This window comes from Devosia sp. A369, from assembly GCF_054489345.1.
Genome location: NZ_JBTMWV010000002.1, coordinates 163,800 through 177,010, shown reverse-complemented (window position 1 = coordinate 177,010; position 13,211 = coordinate 163,800). Strand labels below are relative to the sequence as shown.

Genomic DNA, 13,211 nt, shown 5'->3' with positions numbered 1-13,211 from the left:
GGACGTTCCAGTTTTGGAACGTCCGGCCGATGGACTGGCTGGCGGCGGCGCCGCCACAATGGGAGCGACCCTATGGACAAGACGTTGCAGGCCTTCGGGCTGGCGCTGGCACTGACGACGGCAATGGCCGGCGTGGCCATCGCTCAGCCGACCGAAGTGCGAATTGGCGTGGCGCTGGAGCCCCCCACGCTCGACCCCACCGCCGGGGCCGCCGAGGCCATCGACATTGTGGTCTATCAGAATGTTTTCGAGGGCCTGACCCGCATCGACCAGAACGGCACTGTGCAGCCAGGCCTCGCCAGCGACTGGACCATCTCGGATGATGGGCTGACCTACACCTTCAAGCTGCATGACGGCGTGACCTTCCACGACGGCTCCAGCTTCGATGCCGAAGACGTCAAGTTCACCTTCGAGCGCATCCTGGCCGAAGACAGCGTCAACGCCCATCGCGAATTCTACGAGCCGATCACCAGCGTCACCGTGATCGACCCGCTGACCGTCGAACTGACGCTGGACCGCCAGATCGGCCGCTTCCTGTTCGATTTGGGCCGGGGCGACGCGGTGATCGTGGCGCCGGAAAGCGCCGACAACAATGCCAATGACCCCATCGGCACCGGCCCCTTTGCCTTCGTGCAGTGGGACAAGGGCAGCCGGGTGATTCTGGAAGCCTATGGTCCCTATTGGGGCGAGCCGGTGCAGCTGACCAAGGTCAGCTATGTGTTCATCAACGACACCGCGACCATGACCAATGCGCTGCTGGCCGGCGATATCGACGGCACCAATAATTTCGGCCAGGAGGCGCTCGGCGTCTTCGAAGGCAATCCGCAATTTACCATTCTGGCGGGCTCGACCGAAGGCGAAACCATCCTCGGCACCAATAATCGCAAGCCGCCCTTCGACAATCTCAAGGTGCGTCAGGCCATGGCTCATGCCATTGACCGCAAGGCGATCATCGATGGCGCGACCTATGGTTACGGCACGCCGATCGGCAGCGCCTTCGCGCCGCACAACCCCTATTATGTCGATCTGACCGGCACCTATCCCTTCGACATCGAGGCCTCCAAGGCCCTGCTGGCCGAGGCCGGTTATCCCGATGGCTTCAACGCCACGCTAAAGCTGCCGCCGCTGGCCTATGCAAAGCTGTCCGGCCAGATCATTGCCAGCCAGTTCGCCAAGGTCGGCATCAAGCTCGAGCTGATCAATGTCGAGTTCGCGCAGTGGCTTGAGGACGTGTACACCAACAAGGATTTTGACCTCACGATCATCAGCCATGTGGAACCGTTCGACATTGGCAATTACGCCAACCCCGACTACTACTTCGGCTATGACAACCCCGCTTTCCAGGCGCTGATCGAGACCCTTAATGGCACGACCGACGAAACAGAGCGCAAGGCTCTGGCCATCGAGGCACAGACCATCCTCGCCGTGGATGCGGTCAATGGCTATCTGTTCCAGCTGCCACAGACCGGCGTGTGGAACAGCAAGCTCACCGGCATGTGGCAGAACTCGCCCATCGAAGGCCTGGTCCTGCGCGATATCCGCTGGACCGAGTAACTTTCGTTTCGCGCGTGTGAATACCCCCACCCTTGATCCCTCCCCACAAGGGGGAGGGAGACGATGGGGCGACGTTCACTGGCACAATCTAGTCCCGACACCGGACAGGCCTCCCTCCCCCTTGTGGGGAGGGAATGAGGGTGGGGGTGTCATGCCCCGATATTTCGCATGATCCTCTTCGCTTTCCGCCGTTTCCTGGGCTTTGCCGCGACGTTATTCGTCGCGGCACTTGTCGTTTTCTGGCTGCTCGACCTGCTGCCGGGCGATCCGGCCCAATTCATTCTCGGCATCAACGCCACGCCGGAATCAGTGGCGCGGCTGCGGCAACAGCTGGGGCTGGATGCGCCGGCCCATGAGCGCTTCTTCAGCTGGATCTGGGGCATGCTGCAGGGCGACTTTGGCATGAGCACCACCCAGCGCGCGCCAGTGGCAGACCTGATCTGGGGCCGGCTCGGCGTGACGCTGCCGCTCTCGGTCTTTGCCATGGTCATCTCCATGGTGGTGGGCCTGCCACTCGGCATTCTGGCGGCACGGCGGCGCGGCAAGCTGCTGGATACGGCCATCATGGTCACCGCCCAGACCGGCATCGCCATTCCCAATTTCTGGTTCGGCATGCTGCTGACGCTGCTGTTTGCCGTCACCCTGCGCTGGTTGCCGCCGGGTGGCTTCACCCCCTGGCATGAAAACCCGACCCTGGCGCTCCGCGGGTTGATCCTGCCCAGCCTGGCGCTGGCACTGCCACAAGCATCCATTCTGGCGCGGGTGATGCGCACCGCGCTGGTCGATGTTACCGGCCAGGACTATATCCGCACCGCGCGCGCCAAGGGGCTGACCATGGGCGAGGCGGTGTGGCGGCATGGCGTGCGCAATGCGCTGCTGCCGGTGCTGACCATTCTGGGCCTGCAATTCGCCTATCTGGTGGCCGGCACCATCATCGTCGAAAACGTGTTCTACCTGCCTGGCCTGGGCCGCCTGATCTTCACCGCCATTTCCGAGCGCGACCTGATCCTGGTGCGCGGCGCCACCATCATTCTCATCGTTGCGGTGACCGCTACCATGCTGCTGACCGACATCGCCTATGCGCTGGTCGACCCGCGCCTGCGCGAAAGGAGCGCGCCATGATCAAGCGCCTGCTGGCCCATCCCAGCCTGGTTATCGGCCTCGTCGCCACGCTGCTCTTCGTCGCCATCGGGCTGGTCTCGCTGGTGTGGACACCCTACCCCATCGACGAGATCGATATCCCGCGCCGCTTCCTCGCCCCCGGCGGCGAACATTGGCTGGGCACCGACAATTTGGGCCGCGACATGGCCTCGCTGCTCATGGCCGGCACCTGGACCAGCTTTCTCGTCGCCGCCATCGCCGTGGCCATCGGCGCCGGCATCGGCGTGCCGCTGGGGCTGGCGGCTGCCGCCTGGGGCGGGCCGGTCGAATGGCTGGTGCTGCGGTTTTCCGATTTCCTGTTTGCTTTTCCGGCCGTGGTTGTCGCCATCCTGATCACCACACTGGTCGGCCCCAGCGCCATCAACGCCATCATCGCCATCGGCATTTTCAACATTCCGGTCTTTGCCCGGGTGGCGCGCGGCGGGGCGCTCAGCATCGCCACGCTGGATTTCGTCGCGGCCGGGCGGCTGGCCGGGCTGGGCAATGCCGGCATCGCCTATCGCCATCTGCTGCCCAACATCATGAGCCTGATCATCGTGCAGGGCACCATCCAGCTTTCGCTCGGCATTCTGGCTGAAGCCGGGCTGAGCTATATCGGGCTGGGCACCCAGCCACCGGCCACCAGCCTCGGGCTGATGCTGCGCGACGCACAGGGGCTGTTCCTGCTGCATCCCTGGCTGACACTGGTGCCGGGCCTCTGCATCGTGCTCATCGTCATCGCGCTCAATATTGCCGGCGACGGCTTGCGCGACGCCATCGATCCCCGCCTGCGGCAAGGAAATCCCAATGTCCTTACTTGAGGTATCCGGGCTCTCGGTGCGCTTCGGCACCAGCGCAGCCGTGGCCGATGTCAGCTTTACCCTGCAGCGCGGCGAGCGCTTCGGCATTATCGGCGAAAGCGGCTCAGGCAAAACGCTGACCGCCCTGGCCATCTCCGCCCTGCTGCCCGAAGGCGCAGTGATGGGCGGCACGATTCTGCTCGATGGCGTGCCCCTGCCCCAAGGCGAGAAAGAAATGGCGCGGCTGCGCGGCCAGCGCATTGGCATGGTGTTTCAGGAGCCGATGACGGCGCTCAATCCGCTGATGCGGGTGACCGACCAGATCGAGGAATCGATCCGGCTCAACACCGCCCATGGCGCCACCCAGTTCGAAGTGCCGGCGCTGCTCAAGGAAGTGGGGCTGGAACTCAAGCATGGCGACCGCTTCGCGCATCAGCTCTCGGGCGGACAACGCCAGCGGGTGATGATCGCCATGGCTTTGGCCAGCCGGCCGGACATCTTGATTGCCGACGAGCCGACCTCGGCGCTGGATTTGATCACCCAGCGCACCGTGCTCGATCTGATCGCCGAAATCTGTACGCGGCGGCGCATGGCGCTGTTGTTCATCAGCCACGATCTCAAGGCGGTCGGCGCGCTGTGTACGCGGGTCGCGGTGATGCACAAGGGCCGACTGATCGAGACCGGCCCGTCCGCCTCGGTGTTTTCCGCCCCCCAGCAGGTCTATACGCAAAAGCTGGTGGCCGCCTCGCGCTTTGACGTGCGGGCGCTGGAGCGCCCACCACTGGGCGAAACACTGCTCACCGTCGACCGGATCACCCGCGACTATCGGCAGGGCGGCGCGCTGTTCTGGCCCGACAAGCCATTGCGCGCGGTTAATGAAGCCAGCTTCTCCATCGCCCGTTCGGAATGTCTGGCGCTGGTAGGCCCCTCGGGTTGCGGCAAGACCACGCTGGCCAAGATCATTGTCGGGCTGGATCGGGCGACCGCCGGCGAGGTGCGACTGGCGGGAACCGCCTATCACGGCTCGGACCTGCCCAAACCGCTGCGCCGCGACATTTCACTGGTGTTTCAGGACCCGTTCGGCAGCTTCAACCCCCGCCTGACCGTCGCCGCCTCGGTGGGCGAACCGCTGCGGCTGGAGCCCGGACTGAGCCCCGAAACCGTCCGGGCGCGGCTGGTGGAGGCCGTCGAAGCCGTGGGGCTCGATGAGGCCATGCTGGCGCGCTATCCGCACGAGTTTTCCGGCGGGCAGCGGCAGCGGCTGGCGATTGCCAGAGCGCTGGTGACCAAGCCCAAGCTGCTGGTACTGGATGAACCAGTCTCGGCGCTCGACGTGTCGGTGCGCGGCGAAGTGCTGGCGCTATTGGCGCGCCTACAGGCCGATTTCGGCCTGACCTATCTGATCATCAGCCACGACCTCGACATGGTCGCCGCCATCGCCGACCGGGTGCTGGTGATGGACGCTGGCCGGATTGTCGAAGAAGGCAAGCCCGTGCAGATTTTCGAAGCCCCGCAGCATCGCCTGACCCAGGATCTGGTGGCCGCGCGCCTGCCCGAGATCGGCTAGGACTTCCCGCGGACTGGGCCCGCGGGAAGATAAACTCGGTGCTACTGCACCGTCACTCCGGCCGCCTCGATTACCGGGGCCCAGCGCGCCACTTCCGACGCCACATGCGCCGCCAGTTCCTCCGGCGTGGAGCCGACGACGATGGCGCCGACGCCGGCCAGGCGTTCCTTGACCGCCGGATCATTGACCGCCGCGACGGCCGCCGCATTGAGCTTGGCGACCACCTCGGGCGGCGTGCCGGCAGGAGCGAATAACGCGTTCCAGGTGTTGGTTTCATAACCGGGAACGCCGGCCTCATCCATGGTCGGCACATCGGGGAAGCTGGCGGCGCGTTCCAGCGTCGTCACCGCCAAAGCCCGCAGCGTGCCGGCCTTCATATGCTCGGTGGCCGAGGGCAGATTGTCGAAGATGATCGGCACCGCCCCCGAAATGGCATCGACCAGCGCCGGACCGGAGCCCTGATAGGGCACGTGAACCATGTCGGTGCCAGTCATCGACTTGAACAATTCGCCCGACAGATGCAGCGGCGTGCCATTGCCCGACGAGGCGTAAAGATGGGTTTCCGGCTCGGCCTTGAGCAGGGCGATCAGCTCTTCGACGGTCTGTGCCGGAAACTCCGGATTGACCAGCAGCACATTGGGCACCGTGACCAATAGCGAGATCGGGGCGAAGTCGGCGGACGGATCGAACGGCGGCGTGGCGTAGAGCGAGGCGCTCAGCGCGTGGGTAGCGATGGTGCCCATCAGGATGATGTAGCCATCGGGTGCGGCATCGGCCACCGCCGTGGCGCCAAGAACGCCGCCGGCGCCGGCCTGATTGACCACCAGCACGGTCTGGCCGAGCTGGGTGCTCATCGCTTCGGCAACGATGCGGCCGACCAGATCGGTCGAGCCACCGGCGGCGAACGGGACCACCATATTGATCGGCTTGTTGGGAAAGTCCTGCGCGGTGACCGGCGCAGCGACGGCGAGCGCCCCGGCCATGGCCAGGGTGACGAACAAGGATTTCATGCGGTTCCTCCAAAGCAGCCAAACCGGAAGTCACCACCCCCGGTTTTGGTTCCCTGCCTTCGGCGGAATTTTACCCCTCAGAGCAGCCCGATATAGCTGCCGAATGGCTCCAGATCGAGTTCCCCATCCAGCGGCGCGGCGATGACGCCGGGGCACCCCGCATCATGCGGCGTCAGCCCCTCAGGCAGCGCAAATTCGGCAGCGCTTTCGCCCATGTTGAAGACACACAACAACCGCTCCTCGGTCGTTTCACGGATAAAGGCGAGCACATTGCCCGGCGCATCCAACAGCCGAATACTGCCCTTGGCCAGCGCCGGATGAGACCGGCGGAATTTCAGCAGCGCGCGGTAAAACTCCAGCACCGAGCCATCAATGCCGTCCTGCGTATCGACAGCATGCAGCAGATGTTCAGCCGGCACCGGCAGCCAGGTGCGGTTGGCGGTGGAGAAGGCGCCATTGGCGGCATGCGCCTGCCACACCATCGGGGTGCGGCAACCGTCGCGCCCCTTGAACTGCGGCCAGAACTCGATGCCATAGGGGTCCACCAGATCCTCAAAGGCCAGCTCGGCCTCCTTGAGGCCCAGTTCCTCGCCCTGGAACAGGCAGACCGAACCGCGCATCGCCAGCAGCAGAGTCGCGGTGAGCCGGGTGAAGGCGGCCTCCTGCCCATGCACCGCCCAGCGGCTGATATGGCGCACCACGTCGTGATTGGAAAAGGCGAGGCAAATCCAGCCATCGGGCGCGGCGGCTTCGGTGGCGGCAATCGAGGCCTTGAAATGCTCGGCGGAAAAGGCCCCGCCGAGATAGTCGAAGGTATAGGCCATGTGCAGATGGTTATCGCCCGAGGTGTATTGGGCCATGATCTCAAGCTGGTGCTGGCTGTCACCGATTTCGCCGACCGTGGTCTTGCCCGGATATTCGTCGATCAGCGCCCGCAGGCGCGTCAGGAAAACGAGGTTCTCCGGCCGCGACTTGTCGAAGAGATGTTCCTGGAAATTATAGGGGTTCACCGCCGGCGCGGTCGAGGCGTTGAAGTCCTCCGGCTTGACCACCGGATTGGATTCCAGCCCCAGCGAGCAGAAATAGAAATTGACGGTATCGAGGCGGAAGCCATCGACGCCGCGCTCCAGCCAGAAGCGCATATCGCCCAGCAGCGCATCCTGCACATCGACATTGTGGAAGTTCAGATCCGGCTGCGAGACCAGAAAATTATGCAGATAATACTGCATGCGCCGGCTATCCCACTGCCAGGCCGAGCCGCCGAAAATCGAGAGCCAATTATTGGGCGGAGTGCCATCGGGCTTGGGGTCGGCCCAGACATACCAGTCGGCGCGCGGATTGGTTCGCGACTGCCGGCTTTCGGCAAACCAGGCATGCTTGTCCGACGAGTGCGAAATCACCTGATCGATGATCACCTTGAGGCCGAGCGAATGGGCCTTCTGCACCAGCCGGTCGAAATCCTCCAGCGTACCGAAACTGGGGTCGATGCCGCGGTAGTCCGAGACGTCGTAGCCGAAATCCTTCATCGGCGAGGTGAACACCGGCGACAGCCAGATGGCGTCGACACCGAGATCGGCCACGTAATCGAGCCGGCTGGTGATGCCGACCAGATCGCCGACGCCATCGCCATTCTGATCCTGAAACGAGCGCGGGTAGATCTGGTAGATCACCGCGCCGCGCCACCAGTCCCTGTCGACCTCGGGTTCCTCGATCGTCTTGGGCTCGGTCATCATGGTGTTGGCAGACATGTCGATCTCCGAGGAAGGTGAAGCAGGCGTCAGGCAGCGCCGTGGCAGCGCTTGTATTTCAGACCAGAACCGCAGGGGCATGGATCGTTGCGACCGAAAGCGTCGCTGCGGATCGGGGTTTGCGCCGCCGTCAGGCGATGAGCACGATAAAGCGTGGCGACGATTTCGGGAATGATCTGCGGCGCGTCGTTGACGAAGGCAATATATTCGGGATCGTTCTGTTCGGCTTCGTCCAGATCGGGGTCGGTGGCGCCCAGCAGCGTCATGATGGCAAAAGCCGCTTCCTGGGCCTGCGATTCCTGGCGGCTCTTGAGCAGCTTTTGCCAGCCGCCGAGGCGCAGGCTCATCGCCGTTTCAAAGCCCACAACCCAGATTTCCCAGAGGATGTCGGTTTCGTCGTCGTCATCGACTTCGTAAAGCGGCTCGTAGCGCGCTTCGGCCAGTTCCGCAGTGATTTCGTCATGGCGCGCGGTAACCAGCGCGATGAGTTCGGCCTGATCGACGCCCGGCACATCGAAGTCCTGGTCGCCCCAAACCAGAGGCAGCCATTCTTCGGGCGCGATGGGTTCGGGCGAAGTGGCGACGCCGCAGAGGAAGCCATCGAGCTGGCTCAAGGTCATGCTTTCATCGCCAAGTTCGATGAGCATGCTGTCGAGGCGGAGCAGGCTTTCTGGCAGTTCGGCGAGTTCGTCCACGGGTAGTCCGATCAGTGGGAGGGCAGATTGTTATGATCTGCCCTCCCACTGGCGCAAAAGCAACGGGCTCAACGCGTATTGTACAGCAACCCCTGAAATGCCCGGTAGCTGGATTTCGGCGTGCGCTGCTGGGTTTCGTAGTCGACATGCACAATGCCGAAGCGCTTGTTGTAGCCCTCGGCCCATTCGTAATTGTCGAGCAGCGACCAGGCGAAATAGCCGCGCACATCGGCGCCCTGCTCGCGCGCAGTCAGCACCGCCTTGAGGTGGTCCTCGTAATATCGCACCCGGCGCGGATCGTCATTGCCCTCCACTTCGGCCATGCCGTTCTCGGTGACGTAAAGCGGGATCTTGGTATATTCATTGGAGACGCGGACCAGCAGGTCGCTCAGCCCCTGTGGGTAGATTTCCCAGCCCATTTCGGTCTGTTCGAGCGGACCTTTGACCTGCTGGACCACCATGCCTCCGGGCTCGCCCGCCTTGTAGATGCCGCGCGTGTAATAATTGATGCCCAGCCAATCGAGCGGGCGCGACACCACTTCCATGTCTGCCTGATAGTTTGCCGGCAGGTGCTCACCCAGCCAGTTGGTCACCACCTCGGGATATTGCCCCTTGAGTACGCCGCCGAGATACCAGCGGTTGAACAGCGCATCGCCCAGATCCAGCGCGGCGAGGTCTGCCGGACTGTCGGACGCCGCCTCGGATTTTTCGAGGTTGAGCACGATGCCCAGATTTTTCGCGCCATTGGCCCGCAGCGCATCGATGGCGGTGCCATGGGCATAGAGCACGTGGTGCATGGCGCGCGCCGTCGCGCGCAGATCGCGATAGCCGGGGGCATGAATGCCAAGGAAATGGCTGAGGAAAGCGACGCACCACGGCTCGTTGATGGTTGCCGTCGCGTGAAGCCGGTCGCCGAATTTCTCCGCCACCAGCGCCGCATAATCGCCGAACCAGCCGGCGATATCGCGGTTCATCCAGCCGCCCTTGTCCTGCAGCGCCGAGGGCAGGTCCCAATGATACAGCGTGGCGAAGGGCTTGATATCGCGGGCCAGCATGCCATCGATCAGCCGGTCATAATAGTCGAACCCGGCCTGGTTGATGGCGCCGGTGCCCTCGGGCATTAGCCGCGGCCAGGCGAAGGAAAAGCGGTAGCCATCAAAGCCGCCATCGCGGATCAGATCGAGATCAGCCGGCCACAGCTCATAATGATTGCAGGCGTCGCGGCCGGTGTCGCCATTGTGGACATTGCCCGGGGTGGCCGAGAAACTGTCCCAGATCGAAGGCCCGCGCCCGTCACGCTGCCCACCCTCGATCTGATAGGCGGCGGTGGCGACGCCAAAGGTAAATTGCGGGCCGAAATCCTTGCGCTCAATGGAAAACATGCACACTCCTCTGGCCGGCGTTCGCCGTAATGGAGCTAGCCAATTAGCGCAGGCAGAAGGCTTATGCAATCGATTGCATAAAAAAACCATCAGCTCCGCAGGCCGGGCCGCGCCACGAGGATGGCTTGCGCAATAGCCCGGAATGCGGCCGCTTCCGCGCCATCGGGCGCAGCAGCAACCGGCGGCTGGCCGGCATCGGAGCCTTCGCGGATCGACATCACCAGCGGCACCGCGCCGAGGAAATCCATCTTGAGATCAGCCGCCGCCTGTTCCGCCCCGCCGCTACCGAAAATATCGTAGCGGGCGCCGGTATCAGGGGCGATGAAATAGCTCATATTTTCGACCAGTCCGAGCAGCGGCACATTGAGCCGGTGCAGCATGTCGATGGCCTTCTTGGCGTCGATCAGCGCCAGGTCCTGCGGCGTCGAGACGATGACCACGCCATCGACCACCGCCTGCTGGAACAGCGAAATATGAATGTCGCCGGTTCCGGGCGGCAGGTCGATGACCAGAATATCGAGCCCGCCCCAATCGGTTTCGCGCAGCAGCTGGCGTAGCGCCGAGGTGGCCATCGGGCCGCGCCACACCACCGCCTGATCCTTGGTCAGCATCGAGCCGATCGACATGACCTTGAGCCCGAAGGCCTCATGCGGCGCAAAAATCCCGTCCTCCCGCACCGTGGGCTGGCCGTCGATCCCGAGCAGGCGCGGCAGCGAGGGGCCATAGAGATCGGCGTCGAGCATGCCGACCCGCAAGCCCTCGGCCTGCAGCGCCAGCGCGATGTTGACGGCAGTGGTGGACTTGCCGACCCCGCCCTTGCCCGAACCCACGGCGATGATGTGCTTGATGCCGGGCACAGCGGTTTTGCCGGCAGCCACCGGCTTGCCATGGGAGAAGGTCGGACCGGCCTTGGGCGGCGCCTTGCCGCCGGTCAGCGACACCATGATCTTGCGGGTGCCGGCAACCTGTTGCGCCACCAGTTGCGCCTGCTCGCGGGCCGGGCCGAAGGCGGCCTCCATGCCCGGCGCCACCGCGATGGCAAAAGCCACCGCCGAAGGCGTCACGATGATGTCGGAGAGGCCACCATAGCCAGCCAGATCACCACCGCCCGGAATTTCCACGGCAGCGAGGGCAGACTTGATGGCGGCGGCGAGTTCAGTATCGGCCATGGGACCTCATTGCGCTGGGCGCGCTTCCCAGGCCAAAACGAGTGAGCGGTGCCGACACATGCGGCAACCAAGAAGGGATCACGGACCCCTCATCCGCCCCTATGGGGCACCTTCTCCCCTGCGGGGGAGAAGGCAGAGAGTAGTTCAACCCTTAGAGGATCGACTGGCCGGTGGCCTTCCAATCCTTGAGGAAGCCTTCGATGCCGGCATTGGTCAGCGGGTGATCGGCAAGCTTGCGGATCACCGCCGGCGGAATGGTGGCAACATCGGCGCCGGCCAGCGCGACCTGGGTCACGTGGTTGGGCGAACGGATCGAGGCAGCCAGGATTTCGGTATCGAAAGCGTAGTTGTCGTAGATGATCCGGATATTCTCGATCAGTTCGACGCCATCGAGATTGATGTCATCCAGACGCCCCAGGAACGGCGAGATATAGGTCGCGCCGCATTTGGCGGCGAGCAGCGCCTGATTGGCCGAGAAGCACAGCGTGACGTTGGTCTTGATGCCGCGTTCCTTGAAGGTCTTGGTGGCCTTGAGGCCGGCCAGGGTCAGCGGCACCTTGACGACGACGTTCTCGGCCAGCGCGGCGAGCACGGTGCCTTCGGCGATCATGCCGTCATAGTCGAGCGCCGCAACCTCAGCCGAAACCGGGCCGGGAACAATGCCGCAGATCTCCTTGACGACTTCCTTGAAGTCGCGGCCGGACTTGGCGATCAGCGACGGGTTGGTGGTAACACCGTCAAGGAGGCCGGTCTCGTAGAGCTCCTTGATGTCCTTGATTTCCGCAGTATCGACGAAGAACTTCATGGTTCTCTCCTATATGGCTTTAAGTCAGATGTAGCACGGCAAAGCCCTGCTACAAGGGCGGACAACAGCGTTATTTGATGGCAGCCAGCATGGCGTCGGCCAGGTCACCAACCCGATCTTCGGGGATGCCGGCAACATTGATGCGACTGTCACCAATCATATAGACGCCGTTGGCGGCTTTAAGGTGTTCCACGACTGAATTTTCCAGCCCGAGCAGCGAAAACATGCCGCGATGATCGGCGATAAAATCGAAATCCTTGGAGTTGGAGCGCTGGCGAATGGCCTCGCTGAGCTTCTCGCGCAGGCGGATCATGCGGCCCCGCATGGCGTTCAGCTCAGTCTCCCACTCGGCCCGCAAGTCGGGGTCTTCGAGGATGGTGCGGATGATTTCGGCACCATGATCGGGCGGCTGGCTATAGGCGCCACGGATGATGTTGAGCAGCTGCGACTGAGCGATGTCCGCCTGCGCCGCATCGCGGGCGATCAGGATGGCCGCGCCGACGCGTTCGCGGTAGAGGCCGAAATTCTTCGACCCCGAAAAAGCGATCAGCGCCTCAGGAACCGAGGCAATCACCTTGCGGGTGCCATAGGCATCTTCAAGCAACCCATCGCCGAAGCCGAGATAGGCCAGGTCGATAAAGGGCAGCGCGCCGGTACGAGCGAGGCTGGCGGCAACCTGATCCCACTGCGCATTGGTGAGGTTGGCACCGGTCGGATTGTGGCAGCAGCCATGCAGCAGCACCACATCGTCCTTGCCCAGCTTATCCAGCGCCGCCAGCATTTCGGCAAATTTGACGCCGCGCGTCTCGGTGTCGAAATAGGGATAGGTCTTGACCTCAAGCCCCGAATTCTGGGCAATCGGATTGTGGTTCGGCCAGGTCGGATCGGACACCCAGACCGTGGTGCCGGGGCGAGCGCGGTTGACCAGCTGCATCAGCACCCAGAGCGAACCCGTGCCGCCCGGAGCCTGCGCAATACGCACACGCGAACGGTCGACGCTATCGGCCAAAGCCAGGTCGAGCACGGCGGCGCCATAGCCCTTGTTGCCGGCAATTCCGAGATAGGTCTTGGTCTTGCCTTCCGACAGGATTTTCTGCTCGGCTTTTTTCACCGAACTCATGATCGGGGTGGTGCCCGCTTCGTCCTTATAGACGCCGACCCCGAGGTCGATCTTGGTGGGACGCGGGTCTGCCGCGTATTCGCCCATGAGCGCCAAAATCTTGTCGCCGGGGGCCTTGGAGAGGGTCTCGAACATGTCAGGTTTGTTCCTGGAAAAAGGCAGGGTCTTTATAGGCGGCGGCGTAATTTTTGCAATGCGGGGAACGCCAGCGGCGCCCTCAA

Annotated in this window: 11 protein-coding genes; 4 read left to right on the top strand and 7 right to left on the bottom strand. The window is 63.4% G+C overall.

Annotated elements, in window-relative coordinates; genetic code table 11:
- Positions 1-72 precede the first annotated feature (72 nt).
- From ACX3OZ_RS04370 to ACX3OZ_RS04355, 4 genes are all read left to right on the top strand, one after another.
- Positions 73-1,554, top strand: a complete 1,482-nt coding sequence (locus tag ACX3OZ_RS04370; protein WP_459103909.1) for an ABC transporter substrate-binding protein — start codon at positions 73-75, stop codon at positions 1,552-1,554.
- A 168-nt stretch (positions 1,555-1,722) separates the two neighbouring features.
- The gene (locus tag ACX3OZ_RS04365) at positions 1,723-2,676 is read left to right on the top strand and encodes an ABC transporter permease (RefSeq protein ID WP_459096561.1); all 954 of its coding nucleotides are present in this window, start codon (positions 1,723-1,725) and stop codon (positions 2,674-2,676) included.
- Entirely contained in the window at positions 2,673-3,515 is an 843-nt protein-coding gene (locus ACX3OZ_RS04360) for an ABC transporter permease (protein WP_459096560.1), read from the top strand. Before ACX3OZ_RS04365 ends, ACX3OZ_RS04360 begins: the two co-directional genes overlap by 4 nt.
- On the top strand, positions 3,502-5,061 hold the full coding sequence (locus ACX3OZ_RS04355) for a dipeptide ABC transporter ATP-binding protein (protein ID WP_459096559.1): 1,560 nt from the start codon (positions 3,502-3,504) through the stop codon (positions 5,059-5,061). The genes ACX3OZ_RS04360 and ACX3OZ_RS04355 overlap by 14 nt, the downstream gene beginning before the upstream one ends.
- 41 nt (positions 5,062-5,102) lie before the next feature.
- Here ACX3OZ_RS04355 and ACX3OZ_RS04350 read toward each other — a convergent pair whose 3' ends face one another.
- The 7 genes from ACX3OZ_RS04350 to ACX3OZ_RS04320 form a co-directional block, all read right to left on the bottom strand.
- Complete coding sequence (locus tag ACX3OZ_RS04350) at positions 5,103-6,071, bottom strand: Bug family tripartite tricarboxylate transporter substrate binding protein (RefSeq protein WP_459103908.1); 969 nt, start codon at positions 6,069-6,071, stop codon at positions 5,103-5,105.
- 77 nt (positions 6,072-6,148) lie between these two features.
- Complete coding sequence (bglA, locus tag ACX3OZ_RS04345) at positions 6,149-7,804, bottom strand: beta-galactosidase BglA (RefSeq protein ID WP_459096731.1); 1,656 nt, start codon at positions 7,802-7,804, stop codon at positions 6,149-6,151.
- 44 nt (positions 7,805-7,848) lie between these two features.
- Positions 7,849-8,514 carry a UPF0149 family protein gene (locus tag ACX3OZ_RS04340; protein ID WP_459096557.1) on the bottom strand — a complete coding sequence of 222 codons (666 nt, stop codon included), beginning with the start codon at positions 8,512-8,514 and terminating at the stop codon, positions 7,849-7,851.
- Between the two features lie 68 nt (positions 8,515-8,582).
- Positions 8,583-9,896, bottom strand: a complete 1,314-nt coding sequence (locus ACX3OZ_RS04335) for a GH1 family beta-glucosidase (protein ID WP_459103907.1) — start codon at positions 9,894-9,896, stop codon at positions 8,583-8,585.
- 89 nt (positions 9,897-9,985) lie between these two features.
- Positions 9,986-11,065 carry an Mrp/NBP35 family ATP-binding protein gene (locus tag ACX3OZ_RS04330; protein ID WP_459096555.1) on the bottom strand — a complete coding sequence of 360 codons (1,080 nt, stop codon included), beginning with the start codon at positions 11,063-11,065 and terminating at the stop codon, positions 9,986-9,988.
- Positions 11,066-11,216: 151 nt separating this feature from the next.
- Positions 11,217-11,870 (bottom strand): fructose-6-phosphate aldolase, encoded by a 654-nt coding sequence (fsa, locus tag ACX3OZ_RS04325; protein ID WP_459096554.1) that lies wholly within the window; start codon positions 11,868-11,870, stop codon positions 11,217-11,219.
- A 70-nt stretch (positions 11,871-11,940) separates the two neighbouring features.
- Positions 11,941-13,125 (bottom strand): amino acid aminotransferase, encoded by a 1,185-nt coding sequence (locus ACX3OZ_RS04320; RefSeq protein ID WP_459096553.1) that lies wholly within the window; start codon positions 13,123-13,125, stop codon positions 11,941-11,943.
- Between the last annotated feature and the right edge of the window lie 86 nt (positions 13,126-13,211).

Bases quoted from the DNA above. Each gene is read 5' to 3' on its own strand.
- ACX3OZ_RS04370 (WP_459103909.1), top strand. From the start codon at position 73: ATGGACAAGACGTTGCAGGCCTTCGGGCTGGCGCTGGCACTGACGACG.
- ACX3OZ_RS04365 (WP_459096561.1), top strand. From the start codon at position 1,723: ATGATCCTCTTCGCTTTCCGCCGTTTCCTGGGCTTTGCCGCGACGTTA.
- ACX3OZ_RS04360 (WP_459096560.1), top strand. From the start codon at position 2,673: ATGATCAAGCGCCTGCTGGCCCATCCCAGCCTGGTTATCGGCCTCGTC.
- ACX3OZ_RS04355 (WP_459096559.1), top strand. From the start codon at position 3,502: ATGTCCTTACTTGAGGTATCCGGGCTCTCGGTGCGCTTCGGCACCAGC.
- ACX3OZ_RS04350 (WP_459103908.1), bottom strand. From the start codon at position 6,071: ATGAAATCCTTGTTCGTCACCCTGGCCATGGCCGGGGCGCTCGCCGTC.
- bglA (WP_459096731.1), bottom strand. From the start codon at position 7,804: ATGATGACCGAGCCCAAGACGATCGAGGAACCCGAGGTCGACAGGGAC.
- ACX3OZ_RS04335 (WP_459103907.1), bottom strand. From the start codon at position 9,896: ATGTTTTCCATTGAGCGCAAGGATTTCGGCCCGCAATTTACCTTTGGC.
- ACX3OZ_RS04330 (WP_459096555.1), bottom strand. From the start codon at position 11,065: ATGGCCGATACTGAACTCGCCGCCGCCATCAAGTCTGCCCTCGCTGCC.
- fsa (WP_459096554.1), bottom strand. From the start codon at position 11,870: ATGAAGTTCTTCGTCGATACTGCGGAAATCAAGGACATCAAGGAGCTC.
- ACX3OZ_RS04320 (WP_459096553.1), bottom strand. From the start codon at position 13,125: ATGTTCGAGACCCTCTCCAAGGCCCCCGGCGACAAGATTTTGGCGCTC.